We start from the raw sequence: 23,807 nt of genomic DNA, 5'->3' as shown, positions 1-23,807 counted from the left end.
GGCGGTATTGCGGGGGTGCGCGGGGCGGCGTAGACCTTGTGGCACGGGACACACCATCGCCAGCGAGGCACCGGGGGCACCGCCATGCGCAAGCAGGGAACGAGCCGCACTACATCTCTCCGCGGGCACCACACGTGGGCCGCTCTGGCCGTGGCCGGCGCGCTGGCGCTCAGCGCGTGCGGCGGCGACGGCAAGGAGCCGGCGAAGGCCGCGGACGGCCCCGGCACCTCGGCCGGGCCGGCCGTCGCCTTACCCCGCCTCGACGGGGAGAAGCTGGAGGTCGCCGCCGTCTGGACGGGCGCGGAGCAGGCGAACTTCGTCAAGGTGCTGAAGGAGTTCGAGAAGCGGACCGGCGCCACGGTCACCTTCGTCCCGGCGCAGGACCCGATCGTCACCTTCCTCGGCTCGAAGATCGCGGGCGGCGCCCCGCCGGACGTGGCGCTGCTCCCGCAGGTCGGGGCGCTGGTCTCGGCGGTGAAGAACAAGTGGGCGCAGCCGGTCGGCGCCGAGGCGCAGGCCCAGCTCGACAAGAACTACTCGCCCGGCTGGAAGACGCTGGGCGCGGTCGACGGCACCCAGTACGGCGTGTACTACAAGGCCGCCAACAAGTCGCTGATCTGGTACAACGCGAAGGCCTTCGAGGCGGCGGGCGTGACGCCCCCGAAGACCTGGAAGGAGCTGCTCACCGCGGCCGACACCCTCTCCGCGTCCGGCACCCCGGCGGTGTCGGTGGCGGGGGCCGACGGCTGGACCCTGACCGACTGGTTCGAGAACGTCTACCTCTCGCAGGCGGGTCCGGAGAAGTACGACCAGCTGGCCAAGCACCAGCTGAAGTGGACGGACGACAGCGTGAAGCAGGCGCTGACCTCGCTCGCCGAGCTGTTCGGCCGCAAGGACTTCCTGGCGGGCGGCCAGAGCGGGGCGCTGGCGACCGAGTTCCCGAAGTCGGTGACGCAGACCTTCACCGGCGGGGACCGGCCGGCGGCCGCGATGGTCTACGAGGGCGACTTCGTGGCGGTGAACATCGCGCAGACCGAGGCGAAGGTGGGCACGGACGCGCTGGTCTTTCCCTTCCCGGCGGTCGGCGCCAAGGCCCCGGTGGTCTCGGGCGGGGACGTGGCGGTCGCGCTGAAGCCCTCGAAGGGCGCGCAGGCGCTGCTGACGTTCCTGGCCTCGGCGGACTCGGCGCGGATCCACGCCCGTGAGGGCGGGTTCCTCTCCCCGAACAAGTCCCTGGAGCCGGCCGCGTACCCGAACGACATCCAGCGCGGCATGGCCCAGGCCCTGATCGCAGCCGGCGACGACTTCCGCTTCGACATGTCGGACCAGGCTCCGGCGGCGTTCGGCGGGACCCCGGGCGCGGGCGAGTGGAAGGCGCTCCAGGACTTCCTGGCGAACCCGGCCGACGTGGCGGGGACGCAGGCGAGGCTGGAGGCGGACGCGGCCAAGGCCTACGGGAACTGATCCCGTGGCGACCTCCCCCAAGGCCAGGGAGACCCGGCGCCGCCGGCTGACGGCCGCGGCGTTCCTCCTGCCCTCCCTCGTCCTGCTCGGCGCGCTCGTCGTGCACCCCATCGGCTACTCGCTGTACCGCAGCTTCTTCGACCGCTCGGGCGAGGAGTTCGTGGGCGCCGGGAACTACGGGGAGATCCTGCGCGACGACACGATCCGCACGGCGCTGGGCAACACGGCGATCTGGGTGGTGCTGGCCCCGGTCTCCGCCACCGTGCTCGGTCTGCTGTTCGCCGTGCTGACCGAACGGGTGCGCTGGGGAACGGCCTTCAAGCTGATCGTCTTCATGCCGATGGCCATCTCGATGCTCGCGGCGGGCATCATCTTCCGGCTCGTCTACGACGCCGACCCCGACCGGGGCGTCGCCAACGCCGTCTGGGTCGGCGTCCACGACACCTTCGCCGAGTCCTCCGCCTTCCCCAAGGCCCGCCCCGGCCGGGAGTCGCCGCTGGTCCCGGCGGACGGGGGCGCGTACGTGACCCGCGATCCGGTCCGGGCGGGCACGGCGGCCCTCCTCCCGCTGGTCGGGATCGCCCCGGACGCGCTGCCCGAGGGCACCGCCACGGCGAAGCCGGCCGGCACCGAGCCCGGGAAGGTCACCGGCACCGCCTGGCAGGACTTCACCCGGGGCGGGGGCGGTACGACGAACAGCGTCGACCCCACCGAGTCCGCCCTGTCGGGGCTGCGCGTCGAGGCGGTCAAGGACGGCCGGGTGGTCGACTCGGCGCGGACCCGGGCGGACGGCACCTTCACCCTGTCCGCGGCGGCCGACGGCGCGACGCTGCGGCTGCCCGCCTCGAACTTCCGGGAGGCGTACGCGGGCGTCGAGTGGCTCGGCCCGACCCTGGTGACCCCGGCGGTGATCGGGGCCTACGTGTGGATGTGGGCCGGGTTCGCGATGGTGCTGATCGGGGCCGGGCTGGCCGCCGTACCGCGCGAGCTGCTGGAGGCGGCGCGGGTGGACGGGGCGAGCGAGTGGCAGGTGCTGCGGCGGATCACGGTGCCGCTGCTGGCGCCCGTCCTGGCCGTCGTCATGGTGACCCTCGTCATCAACGTGATGAAGGTGTTCGACCTGGTCTTCGTGATCGCCCCGGGCGCGGTGCAGGACGACGCCAACGTCCTGGCGCTCCAGTTGTACCGGACCTCCTTCGGCACCGACGCCGATCCGGGGCTGGGCAGTGCCATCGCGGTGCTGCTGCTGGTGCTGGTGGCTCCCGTCATGGCCTACAACATCCGCCGGATGCGCCGGGAGGCCCGCCGATGAGCACACCACCGCGCACCGTGCCGACCTCGCGGTCCCTCGCCGCCCGGGCGGCCGGCGGGGCGCTGCGCGTCTTCCTGGTCCTCACGGCCCTGTTCTGGCTGCTGCCCACGCTCGGGCTGCTGGCCTCCTCGTTCCTCTCCCCCACCGATCTGAACGACGGGGGCTGGTGGCGGGTGCTGACGGCCCCCTCCCGCCTCACGGCCGGCAACTACGAGCGGCTGCTGTCCAACGACACGGTCACGGGCTCGCTGATCGACACGGCGGCCATCGCCGTCCCGGCGACCCTGCTCGTCCTGGCGCTGGGATCGTTCGCCGGATACGCCTTCGCCTGGCTGGAGTTCCCCGGCCGTGACTGGCTGTTCCTGATCGTGGTCGCGCTGCTCGTCATACCCGTCCAGGTGGCGCTGATCCCGGTCTCCGAACTCTTCGGTTCCATCGGCCTGTTCGAGACCACCGCGGGCGTGGTCCTCTTCCACACCGCCTTCGGGCTGCCGTTCGCGGTGTTCCTGCTGCGCAACTTCTTCGCGGAGATCCCGCGCGAGCTGCTGGAGGCGGCCCGGCTCGACGGGGCGGGCGAACTGCGGCTGTTCGCGCGGGTGGTGCTGCCCCTGGGCGGTCCGGCGATCGCCTCGCTCGGCATCTTCCAGTTCCTGTGGGTGTGGAACGACATGCTGGTCGCCCTCGTCTTCGCGGACTCGGCGCACCCGCCCGTCACGGTCGCGCTCCAGCAGCAGGTGCGGCAGTTCGGGAACAACATCGACGTGCTCGCGCCCGGCGCCTTCCTGTCGATGGTGGTGCCCCTCGTCGTCTTCTTCGCCTTCCAGCGGCAGTTCGTCTCGGGGGTGATGGCGGGAGCGATCAAGTAGGCGGCGACAGCCGGGGATCGATCAAGAAATCAGTCTCTGATCATGGTGTTGACGTGCCGGGTTGACGCTCCGTAACCCGAATGCCGCACCCCGCGTAACCCGATCACCACGCCGGGGGTTCCTGGGCCATATGTCCGCGCCGACCCCTGGATGTGCCGTGCCCCGGTTCAGCGTCATCGTGCCCGCGTACAAGGTCCAGGCGTACCTCCAGGAGAGTCTGGACTCGGTCCTGACCCAGTCGTACCCGGATCTCGAACTGATCGTGGTCGACGACGCCTCCCCGGACGCCTGCGGTTCGATCATCGACGACCACGCGGCCCGCGACCCCCGGGTCACCGCCGTGCACCTGGCGCACAACCTCGGCCTGGGACCGGCCCGCAACGCGGGCCTCTCCCGGGCCACCGGCGACTACGTGCTCTTCCTCGACGGCGACGACACCCTGGCCCCCGGCGCCCTCCAGGCCATCACCGACCGGCTCAAGGCCACCGGCTCCCCGGACGTCCTCGTCTACGACTACGCGCGCACCTACTGGTCCGGCGAGCTGGTCCGCAACAGCCAGTCCCACCGCCTCTCCGAGGAGGGTCCGGCCAGTTTCCGCCTCGCCGACCGCCCCGCCCTCCTCGGCATGCTGATGGTCGTGTGGAACAAGGCCTACCGCCGCGAGTACGTGGAGCGCGAGGGCCTCTCCTTCCCGCCCGGCTTCTACGAGGACACCCCCTGGACCTACCCGGCGCTCCTGGCGGCGGAGTCGGTCGCCGTCCTGGACCGGGTCTGCGTCCACTACCGCCAGCGCCGCACGGGCTCGATCCTGACCACGTCCACCCGGCGCCACCTGGACGTCTTCGACCAGTACGACCGCGTCTTCGGCTACCTCGCCACCCGCCCCGAGCTGGAGCGCTGGCGGCCCGCCGTGCACCGGCGGATGGCCGAGCACTTCTGCGCCCTGTACGCGGACCCGCGCCGGCTCCCGCGCGCCGCCCGGGCCGAGTTCTTCGCCCGGGCCTCGGCGCTGCTGCGCCGCTACCAGGTGCCGGGCCCCCGGCCGCTGTCCCTGAGCCGCACGGACCGCACCCGCCACCTCCTGATGCGGCTGGGCACGCGGCGCGCGTACCGCATCCTCTCCCTGCTCCGCTCGGCCTCGCTCACGGCGGGCCGCGCCGGGCTCACCCTGGGCCGGGGCCTGCGCGAAACCGCCCTGCGCCTGCACTACCGCGCCCAGCGGCTGCTCCCGCTCCGCCCGGAGCTGGCGGTCTTCTCCGCGTACTGGCACGGCGGTTACGCCTGCAACCCGGCGGCGATCGAGGCCAAGCTGCGCGAACTCGCCCCGCGCATGCGGACCGCGTGGATCTGCGACCCGGAGCACGCCCCGACCCTGCCCCGCGGCACCACCCCGCTGCGCCCGGGCTCGGCGGCGTACTGGACGGCCCTGGCCCGGGCCACGTACCTCGTCACGAACGTCAACTTCGACCGTGCGCTGGTCAAGCGCCCCGGCCAGATCCTCGTCCAGACGCAGCACGGCACCCCGCTCAAGCGGGTCGGCCTCGACCTCCAGGACCGCCCGGCGGCCACCCCCACACCGGACTTCGCGGGCCTGCTGCGCGGCGCGGACCAGTGGGACTACCTGCTCTCCTCGAACCGTCACTCGACCCTGGTCTGGGAAAAGGCGGTCCCGTCCTCCTACACCACGCTCGAATACGGCTACCCGCGCAACGACGTGTTCCACCGGGCCACCCAGGCGGACGTCCTGGAACTGCGCGAACGCCTCGGCATCCCGCCGGGCTCCACGGCGATCCTGTACGCGCCGACCCACCGCGACTACCGGCGCAGCCGCCCGGCCCACCCGGACTTCGACCGCATCCTGCGCGACCTGGGCCCGCGCTACACGATCCTGACCCGCACCCACCTCACGTACGCGGGCTCACCCGCCCCCGAACCCCACCCGCGGCTCCTCGACGTCTCCGCGCACCCCTCCGTCGAGGAACTCTGCCTGGCCTCGGACGCGCTGGTGACGGACTACTCGTCCCTGATGTTCGACTACGCGGCCCTGGACCGCCCGATCGTCATCCACGCCGACGACTGGGAGGCGTACGAGGCCTCCCGCGGCACCTACTTCGACCTGCGGGCCTTCCCCCCGGGGGCGATCGCGCGCACCGAGGACGAGCTGGTGGACATCTTCTCCACCGGCCACTGGCAGGGCTCCCGCTCCGCCCAGCTCCGCGCGTCCTTCCGGACCCGGTTCTGCACGCACGACGACGGCCGGGCCGCGGAGCGCGTGGTCCGCCGCGTCTTCCTGAGCCAGCCGACGCCCCCCATCACCCCCCTGGAAGACCGCCGCCCCACCCCCGCGGCCCCCTCCGCCACCCCGGAACCCACCCTGGCCCACCTCACCACGGGCCGCTGGCCGTAGTCCGCCCCCGGGGCTCGCCTCCCCAGCCCGTCCGGCGTTCGAGGACCGGGCTCCGGGCAGCGCCCGGGGAACGGGCGAAGGGCGGGTAGGGGAGGCGAGCCCCGCGCAGCGGCGGCGCAGCCTACGCCGCCGGCCCGGCCGTGAGCCCGGCGACCACCGACCGGGCGAGGTCGTCCAGATACCCCCGCGGCACGGTGTCCCGTACGACGACCTGCCGCCAGTACAACGGCCCGATCGCCAGATCGAGCGCCCTCCCCGCGTCAACCCCCACGGGCAGCTCGCCGCGCGACACCGCCTCGGAGATGATCCCCTCCGCCATCCGCCGCTGCCCGTCCAGCAGCGCCCCCCGCACCGCGTCCGCGATCTCCGGATTCCGCGCCGCCTCGACCAGCAGGTCGGGGATCACCGCCGAGGCCACCGGATGCCGCAGCACGTGCGACATCACCTCCAGCAGCGCCCGTACGTCCCCGTAGAGCGAGCCCGTCGACGGCACCGGCAGGCCGTCCGCCGCGAAGGCGCCCACCAGGTCGAGGACCAGGTGCAGCTTCGACTTCCACCGGCGGTACACGGCCGTCTTCCCGACGCCCGCCCGCCGCGCGATGCCCTCGATCGACATCCGCGCGAAGCCCACCGTCGCGAGCTCCTCGACGACGGCCGTCCGGATCGCCTCGGTCACGTCCTCCCGCAGGACGGCGGCCCCCGCGGGGGCTCTGCGGGCGGCGGGTGCGGCAGGGGCGGCAGGGGGCTCAGGCGTCATGAGCAGAGCATAACCCGCGACGCCGATACGGTTGCGTTTCGACGATGCACGACCTACCCTCACCGTAGCGACGATACGGCCCCGTCCCATCGTCGATCCCGACGCACGGACCCCGTCGAAAGCGACTCTCGTGACAGTGACCACCGCGCCACCGCCCGCCCCCTCGCACCGCACGGGCCGGACCACGGGCAAGGGCAGGGACAACAACAAGAGCAGGGCGACGGCCCCGGACCCCGTGGCCGAGCTGGCCGAGGCCCACGGCCTGACCCTCAGCGGAGCCCGCCCCACGCTCCCCCGCTACATCGCGCAGCTCTGGGGCCGGCGCCACTTCGTGACCGCGTACGCCACCGCCCGGATGCACGCCCAGTACAGCCAGGCGAGCCTGGGCCAGGTCTGGCACCTGGTGACCCCGCTGCTCAACGCGGCCGTCTACTACTTCATCTTCGGCATCGTGATGCACGCCCAGCGCGGCGTACCGGACTACATCGCGTTCCTGATCACGGGCGTCTTCGTCTGGGACTTCATCGGAAGCTGCTTCAACGCCTCCACGCGCGCCGTGCAGTCCAACCTCGGCCTGGTCCGCGCCCTGCACTTCCCGCGCGCCTCCCTGCCGCTGTCCACCGTCGTCCAGCTCTTCCAGCAGCTCCTGATCACCATGGGCGCGCTGATCATCCTGCTGCTCATCTACGGCCAGACCCCGGCCCTGAGCTGGCTGCTCGCCGCGCCCACCCTCGTCCTCATGGCCGTCTTCTGCGCCGGCTGCGCCATGGTCATGGCACGGATCGGCGCGAAGCGCCCGGACATCAGCCAGCTGATGCCGTTCATCCTGCGGACCTGGATGTACGGCTCGGGCGTCATGTGGTCGATCGACCAGATGCTGAAGACGGACCACCTGCCGTCCTGGGTCTCGATGGCCCTCAAGCTCAACCCCGCCGCCGTCTTCATCGACCTGATGCGCTTCGCGCTCATCGACTCGTACAAGGCGAGCCAGCTCCCGCCGCACGTCTGGCTGGTGGCCCTGGGCTGGGCCCTGCTCGCCGGCCTCGGCGGGTTCGTTTTCTTCTGGAAGGCAGAGGAGGAGTACGGCCGTGGCTGACACCGCTACCGCAACCGCAAGCACCACAACCGCCGCCACCACCCGGGTCCCGACGGTCATCGCCGACGACGTCCACGTGATCTACAAGGTGCAGGGCTCGGGCGGCCGCAAGGGCGGCGCGACCGCGGCCCTGAGCCGGCTCTTCTCCCGCAAGACCGCCCCCGGCATCCGCGAGGTGCACGCCGTCAAGGGCGTCAGCTTCACCGCGTACAAGGGCGAGGCCATCGGCCTGATCGGCACCAACGGCTCGGGCAAGTCCACCCTGCTGGCCGCGATCGCGGGCCTCCAGCCGGTCGCCGGCGGCCGGATCTTCTCGCACGGCCAGCCCTCGCTGCTCGGCGTGAACGCCGCCCTGCTCAACGACCTGACCGGCGAACGCAACGTGGTCCTCGGCGGCCTCGCCATGGGGATGACCAAGCAGCAGATCCGCGAGCGCTACCAGGAGATCGTCGACTTCTCCGGCATCAACGAGAAGGGCGACTTCATCAGCCTGCCCATGCGCACCTACTCCTCCGGCATGGGCGCCCGGCTGCGCTTCTCCATCGCCGCCGCCAAGGACCACGACGTCCTGATGATCGACGAGGCCCTGGCCACCGGCGACGCCGCCTTCCAGCGCCGCAGCCAGGCCCGCATCGAGGAACTGCGCGAACACGCCGGCACCGTCTTCCTCGTCAGCCACGGCATCGGCACGGTCCGCGAGACCTGCGACCGCGCGATCTGGCTCGAATCGGGCGTCCTGCGCATGGACGGCCCCTCGGAAGAGGTCTGCGACGCGTACGAGGAATTCACCAGGAAGCGCTGAACGGACCACGACGAACGGGCCGGGCCCGGGACCCCCTGAGGGTCCCGGGCCCGGCCCGTTCCGCGCGAGCCCCGCAGGGCTACGCGTGCGACCGGAGCAGCGAGCGCATCGTCCGCATGGCGACGGACAGGTTCGCCAGGTCGAAGTCGTCCGACCCCTGGATCTCGTCCAGAGTCGTCCGCGCGCGCCCGATGATCGCCGCGTTCTTCTCCTCCCACGCCTTGAAGCGCTCCTCGGGAGTCGAAGCCCCGTTCCCGACCGCCAGCACGTCCGCGGTCAGCGCCGCGTGCGCCGAGAACAGGTCCTCGCGGATGGACGCGCGGGCCATCGACTGCCAGCGGTCGGCCCGCGGCAGCTCGATGATCCGGTCCATCAGCTGGGTGATGTCCAGCCGGTCGGCGAGGTCGTAGTACACCTCGGCGACGGCCAGCGGCTCGACACCCGTACGGTCCGCGATCGCCACGATGTCCAGCGTCGGGAAGGCCGACGAGAAGCCGGCCACCTTGGCCGCCAGCTCCTCCGGCACGCCCTCGCCGATCAGCTCGGCCATGACCGCCTCGTACCACTCCAGGTCCGCGCCCCGCACCAGCTTCGGCACGTCCGACCAGACCCGCTCCACCCGCTCCGCGAAGAGCTCGATGGTCTCGGTGATCTGGAGCGGCTGCGGCCGGTTGTTCAGCAGCCAGCGCGTACCGCGCTCGACCAGGCGCCGCGAGTGCAGCCGGATCCGGGTCTGGACGTCTGCGGCGACCTCGTTGTCGAGGGCCTCGACCGCGTCCCACACCGCGGCCAGACCGAAGATCTCGCGGGCCGCGAGCTGCGCCCGGACGATCTCCTCCAGGGAGGCCCCGGTCTCCTCGCGCAGGCGGTGCAGGAAGGTCGAGCCACCGCTGTTGACGGTGTCGTTGACCAGCACCGTGGTGATGATCTCGCGGCGCAGCGCGTGCCCGTCGACCTGCTCGGGGAACTTCGCGAGCAGCGCGCCCGGGAAGTAGGCGTGCAGCAGGCGGGCCAGGTACGGGTCGTCCGGGAGCTCGGTGTGGATGAGCTCGTCCGCCACCGTGATCTTGGTGTAGGCGAACAGGACGGCCAGCTCCGGCTGGGTCAGGCCCTTGCCGTTGTTCAGCAGCTCGCGCAGCTGCCGGTCGTTGGGCAGGAACTCCAGGGCCCGGTCCAGCAGGCCGTCACGGCCCAGGCGGCGCATGAAGCGCTGCTGGGCGTGGAGCAGGCTGGGGGCCTGGGCGGCGCCGTTGGCCAGGGCCACGTTCTGCGCGTAGTTGTTGCGCAGCACCAGGCGGCCGACCTCGTCGGTCATCTCGGCGAGGAACTTGTTGCGCTGCTTGACGGTCAGGTCCCCGTCGGCGACCACCGAGTTCAGCAGGATCTTGATGTTCACCTCGTGGTCGGAGGTGTCCACGCCCGCGCTGTTGTCGATGGCGTCGGTGTTGACCTTGCCGCCCTCGCCGCCGGCGCCGCTGCGCGCGAACTCGATGCGGCCGAGCTGGGTCAGGCCCAGGTTGCCGCCCTCGCCGATGACCTTGGCGCACACATCGGAGCCGTTGACGCGGATGGCGTCGTTGGCCTTGTCGCCGACGTCCGCGTGCGTCTCGGCCGTCGCCTTGACGTACGTACCGATGCCGCCGTTCCACAGCAGGTCCACGGGGGCCTTGAGGATGGCCTGCATCAGGTCGGCGGGGGTCATCTTGGAGACGCCCGCCTCGATCCCGAGGGCTTCGCGCAGGTGCGCGTTGACCGGGATGGCCTTCGCGCTGCGCGGGTGGATCCCGCCGCCCGCGGAGAGCAGCGAGGTGTCGTAGTCCGCCCACGAGGAGCGCGGCAGCTCGAACAGCCGCCGGCGCTCGGCGTAGGAGGTCGCCGCGTCCGGGGTGGGGTCGATGAAGATGTGCCGGTGGTCGAAGGCCGCGACCAGGCGGATGTGCTCGGAGAGCAGCATGCCGTTGCCGAACACGTCGCCGGACATGTCGCCGACGCCGACGACCGTGAAGTCCTGGGTCTGGGTGTCGTGCCCGAGCTCGCGGAAGTGCCGCTTGACGGACTCCCAGGCGCCGCGGGCGGTGATGCCCATGCCCTTGTGGTCGTAGCCGGCCGAGCCGCCGGAGGCGAAGGCGTCGCCCAGCCAGAACCCGTAGGACTCGGCGACCCCGTTGGCGATGTCGGAGAAGGTCGCGGTGCCCTTGTCGGCGGCGACGACGAGGTAGGTGTCGTCCTCGTCGTGGCGGACCACGCCCTTGGGCCGCACGACCTCGCCGCCGACCATGTTGTCGGTGATGTCGAGCAGCGCCGAGATGAAGATCTTGTACGAGGCGATGCCCTCGGCGAGCCAGGCGTCGCGGTCCACCGACGGGTCCGGGAGGTTCTTGGCGACGAAGCCGCCCTTGGCGCCGACGGGCACGATGACGGTGTTCTTGACCATCTGCGCCTTGACCAGGCCGAGGATCTCCGTACGGAAGTCCTCGCGCCGGTCGGACCAGCGCAGGCCGCCTCGGGCGACCTTGCCGAAGCGCAGGTGGACGCCCTCGACGCGCGGGGAGTACACCCAGATCTCGAAGGCCGGACGCGGCGCCGGCAGGTCGGGGATGGCCTGCGGGTCGAACTTCATCGACACGTAGGAGTGCTGCTCGCCCGCATCGTTGAGCTGGAAGAAGTTCGTGCGCAGCGTCGCCTTGATGAGGGTGAGGAAGGAGCGCAGGATCCGGTCCTCGTCCAGCGAGGCGACCTGGTCCAGGGCCCCGTCCAGCTCCTCCAGCATCGCGTCGACGAGCTCGGTGCCGGCGGACTGGCGGCCCGGCGACATCCGGGCCTCGAAGAGGGAGACCAGCAGCCGGGTGGTGTGGACGTTGTTGCGGAGGGTGTCCTCCATGTAGTCCTGGCTGAAGGTGGCGCCGGCCTGGCGCAGGTACTTGGCGTACGCGCGCAGGACCACGGCCTGTCGCCAGGTCAGTCCGGCGCCCAGCACCAGGGTGTTGAAGTTGTCGTTCTCGGCGTCGCCCTGCCAGACCGCCGAGAAGGCGTCCTGGAACCGCTCGCGGGCGTCGTCGCCGAGGTAGTTGGTGGTCCCGGCGGAGTCCCCGTTGCCGCTCTGCAGCGGCATCCGCAGACCGAAGTCGTAGATCCACGCGTTGGTGCGGTCGGTGCAGCGCAGCTCGTACGGCCGCTCGTCGGTGACCTCGACGCCCAGGCGCTGCAGGACCGGCAGGACCGCGGAGAGCGAGACCTGCTCGCCCGTGCGGTAGATCTTGAACCGGCGTTCGCCGGGGCCCGCGCCGACCGGCTCGTACAGCGAGAGCGCGAACTCGCGGTCGCTGGCGTTCAGCCGCTCCAGGTGGCAGAGGTCCGCCACGGCCGAGCGCGGCGAGTGGTCGGCCTTGTAGCCCTCGGGGAAGGAGTTCGCGTACTTGCGCAGCAGCTCGGCGGCGCGCTCCTCGCCCAGCTCGGCGACGAGCGCCTCGCCGAAGCCGTCGGCCCAGGAGCGGGCGGCCTCGACCAGCCGGCCCTCGATCCGCTCGACGTCGGCGTCGGTCAGCACGGGCAGCTCGGTGCCCTGCGGGACGCGGACGACGAAGTGGATGCGGGAGAGGATCGACTCGGTGTTCCAGGCGGTGAAGTCGACGCTGATGCCGTCGAGCTCCTCCTGCAGGATCGCGATCAGCCGCAGCCGCACGCCGGTCGTGTAGCGGTCGCGCGGCAGGTAGACCAGCGCGGAGTAGTAGCGCCCGTACTCGTCCTGGCGCAGGTACAGCCGCAGCCGGCGGCGTTCCTGGAGGTACAGGACGGAGGTGGCGATGGCCTGGAGCTGGTCGACCGGGGTCTGGAACAGCTCGTCGCGCGGGTAGGTCTCCAGGATCTGGAGCAGGTCGCGGCCGTCGTGGCTGGACGGGGCGAAGCCGGCGCCTTCGAGGACCTCGGCGACCTTGCGGCGGATGACCGGGACCCGGCGGACCGACTCGGTGTACGCGGCGGAGGAGAACAGGCCGAGGAAGCGGCGCTCGCCGACGACGTTGCCCTCGGCGTCGAACTTCTTCACGCCGACGTAGTCGAGGTACGAGGGGCGGTGCACGGTGGAGCGGCTGTTGGCCTTGGTCAGCACCAGCAGGCGGTGCTCGCGGGCCTTGGCCCGGGCGTCGGCCGGCAGCCGGTTGAAGGACGGGGAGACGGGGTGCGCCTCGTCCTGGCCGTGGTGGACCGGGTCGGAGCGCAGGATGCCGAGGCCGGTGCCGGGCACGGCGGCCAGGGAGTCGCCGTCGACGAGGTTGTACTCGCGGTAGCCGAGGAAGGTGAAGTGGTCGTCGGCGAGCCAGCGCAGCAGCTCGCGGGCCTCTTCGAGCTCGTACTCGCGAAGGTCCGGGGCGGTCGGCTCCTCGGGCAGCTCCTGCGCGATGCGCAGCGCCGCGTCGCGCATCTTCTCCCAGTCCTCGACGGACTCGCGCACGTCGGACAGGACGCGCTGCAGATCGGCGGTGATCTGCTTGAGGTCGGCCTTGTCGGTCTCCCGGTCGATCTCGACGTGGATCCAGGACTCGACGAGGGAGTCGTGGGGGCGCGCGGTGCGGGGACCGTGCGCGTCGCAGTCGGGGCCGAGGATCTCGATGAGCCGGCCGGTGACGTCGCGGCGGACGACCACCTGCGGGTGGATCACGACGTGGATGCCGCGCCCGTGCCGGGACAGCTCGTTCGTCACCGAGTCCACGAGGAAGGGCATGTCGTCGGTGACCACCTCGACGACGGAGTGGCTGGAGGTCCAGCCGTTCTCCTCCACCGTGGGGGTGTGCACGCGCACGTTCGCCGTGCCCTGCGGACGGTTCTCCGCGAGCCGGTAGTGCGAGAGCGCCGCCCCGAACACGTCGACCGGGTCCCGGTCGAGGAGGTCCTCCGGGGCGGTGTGCAGGTAGTAGCGCTGGAGGTAGGAGAGGGTCGTGTCCCGGTCGGGACGCTCCCCCTGCTCGGACCCAGTCGGAAGTAGCCCCCCGGCCGGGCTGTTCTCAGCTACCCGTGCCGCCCGCGCGAGCAGCTCGGCCTTTGCTTCGTCCAGCTTGGTCTGCATGTCCTCTGGCTCCTGTCGCGCGCCATTGCGTGACGTAGGTGAAGGAAGGAATGGCATAGCACCGCGAGGCGGGGTGTCGTTGTCCGTCCGGGATCGACGCTATGCCGTCGAGAGAACCCACCGGGAGGAAATCGGCCATGATCGGCAGGATGTCCCGGGGGCGGGGATCAGCGAGGGCCCGGGCACGGTGGTGCGCCGGGCGCCGGGCGGAGGCTTCGGTGCCTCCGAGAACTATCGCGCTGATCACGGGTACCAGGCTATCTCGCTCCACCCCCGGCTCGTCATGAGCTGTATGTGTACAAAAGACGGGGGGTAACTTTGACACTCTGGACAGGGCCCCGCCCGGCCGGGCGTGCCAGGCCGGTGCGCCGTCGCTCTCCGCTCATGCGCCGGTCCCATGCGCCGGTCGCTATCCGGCCAGCTCGCGAGCAGTGCGTACGGCCTCCGCCAGGCTGTCCACGACGGGGACACCGGCCGATTCCAGACTGCCCCGGCTGTGCGAACCGCCCGTGTAGAGGACGGCCCGCGCGCCGACGTGCGCGGCGGCCAGCGCGTCGTCCACGGCGTCTCCGATGAGGACCGTACGCCGGGCCGTCACTCCCGTCCCGTCCAGGGCCGCCAAGTGACGTACGAGATGTCCCGCCTTGGTGGTGTGGGAGGGCCCGGTACGGCCGTCGACGCGCAGGAAATGCGTGTCGATCCCGTGCGCCCGGACGAGCGGCACGAGCTTGTCGTGGGGCGCGAGGGACAGCAGGGACTGCGTGAGCCCCTCCTCCTGCCAGCCGCGCAGCAGCTCGCGGGCCCCCTCGGCGAGCCCGGCGTCCTCGGCGGCCGCCCAGTAGTGGCGGTGGAAGGCCTCGTCCATGACCAGCCACTCGGCGTCCGTGGGGAGCCGGCCCATGAGGCGCTCGTAGAACTTCGGCACCGGTACGACGTACAGCTCGCGGTACCGCTCCAGGGTGATCGGCTCGAAGCCGAGCTCGGCGAAGGAGGCGTTGGTGGCGGCTATCACGGCGTCGATGTCGTGGAGCAGCGTGCCGTTCCAGTCCCAGACGATGTGCGGGGCCGCGGGCACGGGGACCGGCGCGGCGGGGGCCGCGGGCGCGGGGTCCACGGACGCCGCCAGGGGCGCGGCGAGCGCGGGACCCTCGGGCGTCGGGACGACCAGCGGTGCGCCTTCGGCACCGGGATCGGATGCGGATGCGGGGTTCCCCGGTGCCGCGCTCACTTCAGCAGCCCCGGAATCTCCTGGACGCCGAACCACAGCAGCTCGTGGTCCTCGGCTGCGTCGACGGTGAACTGCGCGTCCGCGTCGCCCCCGTCCGCGGCCCCGACGGCCGCCACGGCGGCGCTGACGTCCTCCAGGGCGTCCTCGGCGTCCACGTGCACCGCGGCCGCCACGGTGAGCCGTACGGCCCCCGCGAGGGCCACCTGGCCGAGCGTGGCCTCGTCGACGCCGGGGACGGCGGTGGCGGCCTTGTCGTCCACGTCGACGGCCACCACGACCCGGGTGCGTGGCGCGGCCCCGTCCTCGGCGATCATCCGCAGCGAGGCGGCGGCGGCCCGGGTCAGGGCGGCGTACTCCAGCTCCTCGATGTCGTCCGACACGTACCACTCGCGCAGTCCGGGCGTGACGGCGTACGCCCGCAGCGGAGCCGGGCCCAGCTCACCGGCCTGGTGCGCCTCGGCGAGCCCGGGCAGGGTCAGGGGGACGTACACGCGCATGGCCGGCTGCTTTCGGTAGTCGGAAACGCCCCCAGGATACGACCGCCCCCCACCCCTCCTCCTCCCCGATCCCCCCGTCCCGCCCACAGTCCCCCGGCTCCCCCCACCCCGACCCCGCACGGGCGCTCCCCCGCCCCAGCCCCCGGGACCCACGACGGACACGGAGCCGGGATGCGGAGGACGAAGAGGCGTGCCGGACTCCGTCCGTGACGGCCCGCGTCCCCCTTCGGGGTGCCGCGGCGGGTGCGCTCGGCGTCCACTTCGCTCCCCGCGGGACCCGGGGCGGAGCCCTGCGGCGGCCGGGGGCCGACCCGGATAGGTGAAGGCGGGCCGGGTGCGGGGCGGCTCCACGGCGTCGTTGCGGAGCGTGTTCGCGGCCCCGTAGAAGTCCCCTACCAAGTTACCGCCCGGTACCACTCCGGGCCCGACCCCGGGGACGAACCGGCATGACCACCAGCACACCGCGCACCACCACGGGCCCGACCCCCGCAGCCGGCGCCGCCACGGGGGCCGACGGACGCCCCCGCGTGCACGGGCCCAACGGGAGCGCCGCTCCCCTGACCGGCTCCACGGGGACCGCGGAGAGCCCCCGCGGGCCCGGGCTCCACGGGAGCAGCGCACGCGCCGCGAGCACCGCTCCCGGGACCGCGCGGACGACTCGCACCGGCGCGGCCGCCGAAGGCACCGCGCCCGCCGGGGCCTCCCCGCGGCCCGGGATCGCCGGCAGCGGGAGCCCCCGTACGGCCGGCAGCGGCAGCGCCGGCACCGGACCCGGGCGGGGCTCGGCGCGGCCGGGCGGGACCGGGCCCGGTGCCGTGAGGCCCGGCCGCCGGCACGACCGGCGCCGGCCGCCCACGGCGGTCCATCGCGGCGGCGGCCCCCACCACTGGTTCGCCGAGCGGCTGCTCGCCGTCCTCAGCGGACGCCGCCCCGTGCACTCCCTGATCGGCCACACCATCGGCCCGGCCTACGACCAGCTGATCACCCTCGCCCCCGCCGACCCCCCGCACGAGCGCCCGTACGAGCGCCCGTACGAGGCCCGCCGGCTCAGTCCCGTCCTGCACGGCTGCGGCCGCTTCACCCCCGGCCCGGGGGTCATCGAGGCCTTCGCCCGCATCGCGACGGGCGACCGCCTCACCGCGCTGGCCTTCCGCCTGGAACAGGGCCCCGACCTGCGCTGGCGCTGCGCCGCCGTGGAACTCCAAGGCCCCCGCCCGTGAACCCGGTCCCGCACGCGCCAAAGCCGCCGGGGCCGGACCCCACGCTGTGCGTGGTGTCCGGCCCCGGCGGTGGTCCCGCGAGCGGCGCGGGTTACTTCTTGCGGCGACGGCCGCCCGTGGCCTTCGCGGCCTTGCGGCGCTCCGCACGCGTCATACCGGAATCGGCGTCGTCACCGGAATCCGCGTCGAAGTCGCCCTCGACGACACCGCCCTCGCCGTCCACGGTGGGAGCGGAGAAGTGCAGCCGGTCGGGCCGCTGCGGGGCGTCCAGACCCTTCGCCCGGATCTCCGGCTTGGTCAGCGACGGACCGGAGTCCGACACCGGGACCTCCTCGACCTGCTGCTCGACCTGGACCTCCAGGTTGAACAGGTAGCCGACGGACTCCTCCTTGATGCCCTCCTGCATGGCGTTGAACATGTCGAAGCCCTCGCGCTGGTACTCGACCAGCGGGTCCTTCTGGGCCATCGCCCGCAGGCCGATGCCCTCCTGCAGGTAGTCCATCTCGTACAGGTGCTCGCGCCACTTGCGGTCCAGCACCGACAGCACCACGCGCCGCTCCAGCTCGCGCATGATGTCGGAGCCCAGCGTGGCCTCGCGGGCCTCGTACTGCTCGTGGATGTCGTCCTTGACGGACTCGGCGATGAACTCGGCGGTGATGCCCGCGCGGTCGCCCGCGGCGTCCTCCAGCTCCTCCACCGTGACCTTGATCGGGTAGAGCTGCCGGAAGGCGCTCCACAGCCGGTCCAGGTCCCACTCCTCCGCGAACCCCTCGACCGTCTCGGCCGTGATGTACGCGTCGATCGTGTCGTCCATCATGTGCCGGATCTGCTCCTGGAGGTCCTCGCCCTCCAGCACCCGGCGGCGCTCCTTGTAGATGACGGTGCGCTGGTTGTTCAGCACCTCGTCGTACTTCAGGACGTTCTTGCGCGTCTCGAAGTTCTGCGTCTCGACCTGCGACTGGGCCGAAGCGATGGCCCGCGTGACCATCTTGTTCTCGATCGGCACGTCGTCCGGCACGTTCGCCATCGACATGACGCGCTCGACCATCTGCGCCTTGAACAGCCGCATCAGGTCGTCACCGAGCGACAGGTAGAAGCGGGACTCGCCCGGGTCACCCTGTCGGCCGGAGCGGCCGCGCAGCTGGTTGTCGATGCGGCGCGACTCGTGGCGCTCGGTGCCCAGCACGTACAGCCCGCCGAGCTCCTTGACCTCCTCGAACTCCGCCTTCACGGCCGCCTCGGCCCGCGTGAGCGCCTCGGGAAGGGCGTGCGCCCACTCCTCGATGTGCTCCTCCGGGTCCAGGCCGCGCTGGCGCAGCTCGGCCTCGGCGAGGTCGTCCGGGTTGCCGCCGAGCTTGATGTCGGTACCGCGGCCGGCCATGTTCGTGGCGACGGTGACGGCTCCGCGACGGCCCGCCTGGGCGACGATCGTCGCCTCGCGGTCGTGCTGCTTCGCGTTCAGCACCTCGTGCGGGATGCCCCGCTTGGAGAGCTGCTGCGAGAGGTACTCGGACTTCTCGACCGACGTCGTACCGACGAGGATCGGCTGGCCCTTCTCGTGCTTCTCCGCGATGTCGTCGACGACGGCGGCGAACTTCGCGACCTCGGTGCGGTAGATCAGGTCCGCCTGGTCCTTGCGGACCATGTCGCGGTTGGTCGGGATCGGGACGACACCGAGCTTGTAGATCTGGTGGAACTCGGCGGCCTCGGTCATGGCCGTACCGGTCATGCCCGACAGCTTCGAGTACAGGCGGAAGAAGTTCTGGAGGGTGATCGTGGCGAGGGTCTGGTTCTCGTCCTTGATGTCCACCCCTTCCTTCGCCTCGATCGCCTGGTGCATGCCCTCGTTGTAGCGGCGGCCCGCGAGGATGCGGCCGGTGTGCTCGTCGACGATCATGACTTCGCCGTCGATGACGACGTAGTCCTTGTCGTTCTTGAAGAGCTCCTTGGCCTTGATCGCGTTGTTGAGGTAACCGACGAGCGGGGTGTTCACCGACTCGTAGAGGTTCTCGATGCCGAGCCAGTCCTCGACCTTCGCGACACCGGACTCGTGGATGCCGACGGTGCGCTTCTTCTCGTCGACCTCGTAGTCGCCGGTCTCCTCGATGCCCTTGAGGGGCTGACCGGGCTCGCCCTTGGTCAGGCGCGTGACCAGCTTCGCGAAGTCCGCGTACCACTTGGTGGCCTGGTCGGCCGGGCCCGAGATGATCAGCGGGGTGCGGGCCTCGTCGACGAGGATCGAGTCGACCTCGTCGACCACGGCGAAGTTGTGGCCGCGCTGGACGAGCTCGTCCTGCGACCACGCCATGTTGTCGCGCAGGTAGTCGAAGCCGAACTCGTTGTTCGTGCCGTACGTGATGTCGGCGGCGTACTGCTCACGGCGCTGCGCCGGAGACATGTTCGCCAGGATGCACCCGACCTCCAGGCCGAGGAACTTGTGCACCCGGCCCATCATCTCGGAGTCGCGCTCGGCGAGGTAGTCGTTCACCGTGATCAGGTGGACGCCCTTGCCGGACAGCGCGTTCAGGTACGCGGGCAGCGTGCCGACGAGGGTCTTGCCCTCACCGGTCTTCATCTCGGCGACGTAGCCGAGGTGCAGGGCGGCGCCACCCATCATCTGCACGTCGTAGTGACGCTGGCCGAGGACGCGCTTCGCGGCCTCGCGGACCGTCGCGAAGGCCTCGGGCAGCAGGTCGTCCAGGGTCTCGCCGTCCTGGAAGCGCTGCTTGTACTCGTCCGTGAGCGCACGCAAGTCGGCGTCGGAGAGGTTGACGAAGTCCTCTTCGATGGAGTTGACCTGGTCCGCGATGCGGTGCAGTTTTTTGAGGATCTTGCCTTCGCCTGCACGCATGAGCTTGTTGAAGACGGACACCGAGGTTTGTCTCCTTGCCGGTCGGGCCTGGCACTGTATTCGTGCGCGGGCACGGAGGGTGGGCCCCACCGCAACGGCCATCGTAAGCGAGGACGCGGTCGCGTCGGGAGGTCCGCACTGCCGCGGGGCTGGACTGCCCGGAAATGAGAACGTGCGAGGGGCACCGAAGGTGCCGGTATGGGCGGTCCCACTTCCGGAATCCGTTTCCCCGGAACCGTCCTCCCACAGCAGAATCCCCCCATGGAACCGACCACGGACCCGATCACGGAACCGATCACGCTGACCACGGACCGCCTCGTCCTGCGCCCCATCGGCGCCCCGGACACGGACGAGGTGTACGCGGCCATGCAGGATCCCGCGATCCAGCGGTGGATCCCGGTCCCCGTCCCGTACGAACGCACGCACGCCGAGTCCTTCGCGACCCGGATACCCGGCGGGCAGAACGGCTCCGAGTACAACTTCGGGGTCCGGCTCGGCGCCGGCGGCCCGCTGGTCGCCTGCATCGGGCTCGGCGCGCAGGGCGACAACGCCCACGAGGTCGGCTACTGGACCGTCGCCGGACACCGGGGCCGCGGCTACCTGCCCGAGGCGCTGCCGGCCGTACTGCGCTGGGCCTTCACCGAGCTCGGCTGCGTACGCATGATCTGGCGCGCGGGCGTCGGCAACGACGCCTCCCGCCGGGTCGCCGAGAAGGCCGGCTTCACCGTCGAAGGCGTCGCGCGCGCGGGCATGGAACACCGCGGAACCCTGCGGGACTGCTGGACCGGTGCCATGCTCCCCTCGGACCTGGGCCTGCCCTCCCGCCTCCCGTACCTGCCCTCGCCTGTCAGCGGCCGGGCCTAGGCTGCCGTCATGACGTCCGCACCGCTGCCGACCGTGTCCCTCTCCGCCGACGAGGCCCGCCGCGTCGCGCTGCGCGCGCAGGGATTCCTGGGCGCCCCGGACCGGCGCGGCGGGGTCCGCGGCGTCCTGCGCCACCTGGGCGCCGTACAGCTCGACACGATCTCCGTACTGGCCCGCTCCCACGAGCTCGTCCCGTACGCACGCCTCGGCGCGGTCGGGCGCTCCACGGTCGAAGCCTCGTACTGGTCGGACCAGCACGCCTTCGAGTACTGGTCGCACGCGGCCTGCATCCTGCCGATCGAGGAATGGCCGCACTTCGCCTTCCGCCGCCGGGCCCGCAAGGCCCGCGGCCACCGCTGGCACGTCCTGGAGGACAAGGACCGCTCGACGAAGACGGTCCTGGACCGCCTCGCCGCCGAAGGCCCCCTGACCTCGACCGAGCTGGGCGGCGCCAAGAACGGCGGCGAGTGGTTCGAATGGTCCGAGACGAAGATCGCGGTGGAGTGGCTCCTCGACATCGGCGAGGTCGTCTGCACCGAGCGCCGCGGCTGGAAGCGGGTCTACGACCTCCCGGAGCGCGCGGTCCCCTCCGCCCTGCTCCACGACCAACTGGACGACCACGAGTGCAAGCGCCGCCTGGTGGCCCTCGCCGGACGGTCGCTGGGCGTGGGCACCCGCTCCGACATCGCGGACTACCACCGCCTCAAGAACCAGGACTTCGACGCGGTGATCGAGGACACGGGCCTGGTCCCCGTGGAGGTGGAGGGCTGGGGCAAGCCGGCCTGGGCGGACCCCGCGGCCCTCTCCCCGCTCCCCCGGGGCCGCCACCGCACGACGCTCCTGTCCCCCTTCGACTCCCTGGTCTGGGAACGCCCGCGCACGGAGCGGATCTTCGGCTTCACCCACCGCCTGGAGGCCTACGTGCCCAAGCCCCAGCGGATCCACGGCTACTTCGCGATGCCCCTGCTGGCCGGAGGCCACCTCCAGGGCCGCGTGGACCCGGCCCGCGAGGGCACCACCCTGGTGGCCCGCCAGCTCTCCCTGACCAGCCCGAAAGCGGCCCGCCCCATGGCCGAAGCCCTCCACGAAGCCGCGACCTGGGTCGGCTGCGACACGGTCCGCATCGACCGAGCGAGTTCTCACGCGGAAGCCGAAGCGGTAACGGCAGAGCTCTCAACCCTCTGAACCCGGCCCCCACTTCCAGCCGTCCCGGCGTTTGAGGACCGGGGTCCGGGGCGGAGCCCCAGGGGTCCGGGCGCAGCCCGGTACCCCCTCCAGCCCCGCCGGCGTGTGAGGCGCGGGGTCCGGGCAGAGCCCGGGGAACGGTGGAAGGGCGGGTAGGGGACCCAGCCCCGCAGGGCAGCCCACCCGCACCCGGCCAGCGGCCACCCCTACCGGATCTCGAGGATCTTCTCCCGCATCGCGTACACCACCGCTTCCATCCTGGAGTGCAACTGCAGCTTCTCCAGGATGTTCCGCACATGGTTCTTCACCGTGTTCTCGGAAATGAACAACTCCTTCGCGATATCGCGGTTGTTCATCCCGGTGGCCACCAGCTTCAAGACCTCGAGCTCGCGATCCGTCAGCCGCGGCGCGGGCACCAGCCGCCGCTCGTCCGTCCGCTGGATCATCGACTTGAATTCCGTCAGCAGCTTCGACGCCATCGACGGACTGATCTGCGACTGTCCGTCGGCCACCGCCCGGATCGCCGTAGCGACCTCGTCGGTGGAGATCTCCTTCAGCAGGTACCCCGTGGCCCCCGCCTTGATCGCGTCGTAGAGGTCCGCCTCCTCGTCGCTGATCGTCAGCATGATGATCTTCGCGGAGGGCGCCACCTCCTTGATCGAGGTGCACGCCTCGATCCCGCCCCGCCGCGGCATCCGCACGTCCATCAGCACGATGTCCGGCAGCAGATCCGCCGCCTTGTCCACGGCCTCCGCCCCGTCACCCGCCTCGCCGACGACCTGGATGTCCTCCTCCTGCGCGAGGACGATCTCCAGCCCGCGCCGGAACAGCGCGTGGTCGTCGACCACGAGCACCCGGATCGGCTCCGCCACCCGGTCCTCCTCACGGCAGCCCGCACCGTTGTCCTCGCGCACCGGCCCGAAGCTGTCGGCCATCGTTCCTCCCCCTGCACCACGGTGCTGAGCTGCTGGGTCAATCCGACGAGAGCGGCCGCCGGCTGACTGCCCGACATGATTCCATGCCGAAGTAACCGAACGGGGGCCGACGGTTACAGGCCGACCCATACAAGCCACCGTTTCGCAGCCATGACCTCACACGAGTGCCCCCGCGCCCGCCTGGGCGAACGCGGGGGCACCACACCGGCACCGCACGGACCTCCGGATCCAGCCCGGAATCAGTCCGGAATCAGTCCGGAATCAGCGCCTCAGCCTCCGAGCGCGCCACCCGCACCCGCGCCGTCGAGCTCACCCGAGCTGGAGGCGGCGTCGGAGGCGTCGAGGTGGATCACGCCGTAGTCGTAGCCGTGGCGCCGGTAGACGACGCTCGGCATCTTGGTGTCGGAATCGACGAACAGATAGAAGTCGTGACCGACCAGTTCCATTTCGTACAGAGCCTGGTCGAGCGACATGGGTGCGGCCGAGTGCGTCTTCTCGCGAACGACGAGCGGGCCGTCGCCCTGCACTTCCAGCGATCCGATCCGGGTGGTCGGAATCGCGTCCGTCTTCTCGCCGTTGACGGGTTCTCCGTTGCCGTTGAGGGTGGCGGCGTTCGGGACCACGTCGGCGACCTCGGCGGCGGAGAGCCGTCCGGCACCGCGCCGGGTGTAGCGCTTGTCGTGCTGCTTGCGCAGCCGGGCCTCCAGCTTGTCCTGAGCGAGGTCGAGCGCCGCGTACGCGTCGGCGGCGGAGGCCTCGGCACGGATTACCGGGCCCCGCGAACGCAGGGTGATCTCCACGCGGTCGGAACGGTCGGCCTGGCGCGGGTTGTGCTCCTTGGACACCTCGACGTCCAAGCTGATCACCTTCGCGTCGAGCTTCTGGATCCGCTCCGGATTCAGCTTCTCGGCCACGTGCTTGCGGAACCGGTCGGGCACCTCGGTCTTACGGCCCTTGACGACGATGTCCACGCAGAACTCCGTTCCCGGATAGCTCCGCCTCAGGGGCGAAGCGTCTCCCTTTCGCACCAGACCCCGGTGAACACCGGAGCCTCGGACTTGGCGACTTCCACCTCCTCCTCCCCCATCGGCAAGATCAACACCCACCGACTTCGGAGTCGAGGGACAACCTCTGACACGAAGTTTCCGAAACGTACAGACGCTCGAAACGTACGCTCCGATGCGTGGGGCCCAAGGTTCGCCAATTCCTTACAACCGAACATATCCCTCTATGCCGGTTGTCGGCACCCGCTACCGGAACG

General features: G+C 71.4%; 16 protein-coding genes. 9 read left to right on the top strand and 7 right to left on the bottom strand.

Annotation, left to right across the window (positions count from 1 at the left end; all coding sequences use genetic code 11):
- The first annotated feature begins 84 nt into the window (after positions 1 to 84).
- From ACWCP2_RS07395 to ACWCP2_RS07380, 4 genes are all read left to right on the top strand, one after another.
- Entirely contained in the window at positions 85 to 1,464 is a 1,380-nt protein-coding gene (locus ACWCP2_RS07395; RefSeq protein ID WP_450907628.1) for an ABC transporter substrate-binding protein, read from the top strand.
- Between the two features lie 4 nt (positions 1,465 to 1,468).
- Entirely contained in the window at positions 1,469 to 2,776 is a 1,308-nt protein-coding gene (locus ACWCP2_RS07390) for a carbohydrate ABC transporter permease (protein WP_450907627.1), read from the top strand.
- Positions 2,773 to 3,642 (top strand): carbohydrate ABC transporter permease, encoded by an 870-nt coding sequence (locus tag ACWCP2_RS07385; RefSeq protein WP_450907626.1) that lies wholly within the window; start codon positions 2,773 to 2,775, stop codon positions 3,640 to 3,642. The genes ACWCP2_RS07390 and ACWCP2_RS07385 overlap by 4 nt, the downstream gene beginning before the upstream one ends.
- Before the next feature lie 157 nt (positions 3,643 to 3,799).
- Positions 3,800 to 6,049: a bifunctional glycosyltransferase/CDP-glycerol:glycerophosphate glycerophosphotransferase gene (locus ACWCP2_RS07380; RefSeq protein ID WP_450907625.1), complete on the top strand. Its 2,250-nt coding sequence runs from the start codon at positions 3,800 to 3,802 to the stop codon at positions 6,047 to 6,049.
- A 121-nt stretch (positions 6,050 to 6,170) separates the two neighbouring features.
- Here ACWCP2_RS07380 and ACWCP2_RS07375 read toward each other — a convergent pair whose 3' ends face one another.
- A complete protein-coding gene (locus ACWCP2_RS07375) occupies positions 6,171 to 6,806 on the bottom strand; it encodes a TetR/AcrR family transcriptional regulator (RefSeq protein ID WP_450907624.1) in 636 nt (211 codons plus the stop codon).
- Between the two features lie 235 nt (positions 6,807 to 7,041).
- Between ACWCP2_RS07375 and ACWCP2_RS07370 the strand changes: the two genes are divergently transcribed.
- Positions 7,042 to 7,902: an ABC transporter permease gene (locus ACWCP2_RS07370; protein WP_450907786.1), complete on the top strand. Its 861-nt coding sequence runs from the start codon at positions 7,042 to 7,044 to the stop codon at positions 7,900 to 7,902.
- Entirely contained in the window at positions 7,895 to 8,704 is an 810-nt protein-coding gene (locus ACWCP2_RS07365) for an ABC transporter ATP-binding protein (protein ID WP_450907623.1), read from the top strand. Before ACWCP2_RS07370 ends, ACWCP2_RS07365 begins: the two co-directional genes overlap by 8 nt.
- Positions 8,705 to 8,783: 79 nt before the next feature.
- Here ACWCP2_RS07365 and ACWCP2_RS07360 read toward each other — a convergent pair whose 3' ends face one another.
- From ACWCP2_RS07360 to ACWCP2_RS07350, 3 genes are all read right to left on the bottom strand, one after another.
- On the bottom strand, positions 8,784 to 13,766 hold the full coding sequence (locus ACWCP2_RS07360; RefSeq protein WP_450907622.1) for an NAD-glutamate dehydrogenase: 4,983 nt from the start codon (positions 13,764 to 13,766) through the stop codon (positions 8,784 to 8,786).
- Between the two features lie 409 nt (positions 13,767 to 14,175).
- The gene (locus ACWCP2_RS07355; protein ID WP_450907785.1) at positions 14,176 to 14,841 is read right to left on the bottom strand and encodes an HAD family hydrolase; all 666 of its coding nucleotides are present in this window, start codon (positions 14,839 to 14,841) and stop codon (positions 14,176 to 14,178) included.
- Positions 14,842 to 14,990: 149 nt separating this feature from the next.
- On the bottom strand, positions 14,991 to 15,491 hold the full coding sequence (locus ACWCP2_RS07350) for a DUF6912 family protein (protein WP_450907621.1): 501 nt from the start codon (positions 15,489 to 15,491) through the stop codon (positions 14,991 to 14,993).
- Positions 15,492 to 15,937: 446 nt separating this feature from the next.
- Here ACWCP2_RS07350 and ACWCP2_RS07345 point away from each other — a divergent pair, with 446 nt between their 5' ends.
- Complete coding sequence (locus tag ACWCP2_RS07345; RefSeq protein WP_450907620.1) at positions 15,938 to 16,711, top strand: Rv3235 family protein; 774 nt, start codon at positions 15,938 to 15,940, stop codon at positions 16,709 to 16,711.
- 91 nt (positions 16,712 to 16,802) lie between these two features.
- Here the strand turns inward: ACWCP2_RS07345 and secA are convergent, their stop codons facing one another.
- Positions 16,803 to 19,583, bottom strand: coding sequence for a preprotein translocase subunit SecA (gene secA, locus ACWCP2_RS07340; protein WP_450907619.1), 2,781 nt, complete (start codon positions 19,581 to 19,583; stop codon positions 16,803 to 16,805).
- A 240-nt stretch (positions 19,584 to 19,823) separates the two neighbouring features.
- On the opposite strand from secA, the gene ACWCP2_RS07335 reads away from it, so the two are divergent.
- Together ACWCP2_RS07335 and ACWCP2_RS07330 are read left to right on the top strand one after the other, a co-directional pair.
- Positions 19,824 to 20,426, top strand: a complete 603-nt coding sequence (locus tag ACWCP2_RS07335; protein ID WP_450907618.1) for a GNAT family N-acetyltransferase — start codon at positions 19,824 to 19,826, stop codon at positions 20,424 to 20,426.
- Between the two features lie 9 nt (positions 20,427 to 20,435).
- Entirely contained in the window at positions 20,436 to 21,611 is a 1,176-nt protein-coding gene (locus ACWCP2_RS07330) for a winged helix-turn-helix domain-containing protein (RefSeq protein ID WP_450907617.1), read from the top strand.
- A gap of 206 nt (positions 21,612 to 21,817) precedes the next feature.
- On the opposite strand, the gene ACWCP2_RS07325 is transcribed toward ACWCP2_RS07330, so the two are convergent.
- Together ACWCP2_RS07325 and hpf are read right to left on the bottom strand one after the other, a co-directional pair.
- Positions 21,818 to 22,546, bottom strand: a complete 729-nt coding sequence (locus ACWCP2_RS07325; protein WP_450907616.1) for a response regulator — start codon at positions 22,544 to 22,546, stop codon at positions 21,818 to 21,820.
- 269 nt (positions 22,547 to 22,815) lie between these two features.
- Positions 22,816 to 23,517, bottom strand: coding sequence for a ribosome hibernation-promoting factor, HPF/YfiA family (gene hpf / locus ACWCP2_RS07320; protein ID WP_450907615.1), 702 nt, complete (start codon positions 23,515 to 23,517; stop codon positions 22,816 to 22,818).
- Positions 23,518 to 23,807 lie beyond the last annotated feature (290 nt).

The organism is Streptomyces sp. NPDC002104 (assembly GCF_053593795.1).
The sequence above is the reverse complement of the archived record's forward strand: the minus strand, read 5'-3'. Positions and strand labels throughout refer to the sequence as shown.

Coding starts and splice junctions, on each gene's coding strand:
- ACWCP2_RS07325 (WP_450907616.1), bottom strand. CDS start 22,546: ATGGCCGACAGCTTCGGGCCGGTGCGCGAGGACAACGGTGCGGGCTGC.
- ACWCP2_RS07350 (WP_450907621.1), bottom strand. CDS start 15,491: ATGCGCGTGTACGTCCCCCTGACCCTGCCCGGGCTCGCCGAGGCGCAC.
- ACWCP2_RS07335 (WP_450907618.1), top strand. CDS start 19,824: ATGGAACCGACCACGGACCCGATCACGGAACCGATCACGCTGACCACG.
- ACWCP2_RS07345 (WP_450907620.1), top strand. CDS start 15,938: ATGACCACCAGCACACCGCGCACCACCACGGGCCCGACCCCCGCAGCC.
- ACWCP2_RS07360 (WP_450907622.1), bottom strand. CDS start 13,766: ATGCAGACCAAGCTGGACGAAGCAAAGGCCGAGCTGCTCGCGCGGGCG.
- ACWCP2_RS07330 (WP_450907617.1), top strand. CDS start 20,436: ATGACGTCCGCACCGCTGCCGACCGTGTCCCTCTCCGCCGACGAGGCC.
- ACWCP2_RS07375 (WP_450907624.1), bottom strand. CDS start 6,806: ATGACGCCTGAGCCCCCTGCCGCCCCTGCCGCACCCGCCGCCCGCAGA.
- ACWCP2_RS07385 (WP_450907626.1), top strand. CDS start 2,773: ATGAGCACACCACCGCGCACCGTGCCGACCTCGCGGTCCCTCGCCGCC.
- ACWCP2_RS07395 (WP_450907628.1), top strand. CDS start 85: ATGCGCAAGCAGGGAACGAGCCGCACTACATCTCTCCGCGGGCACCAC.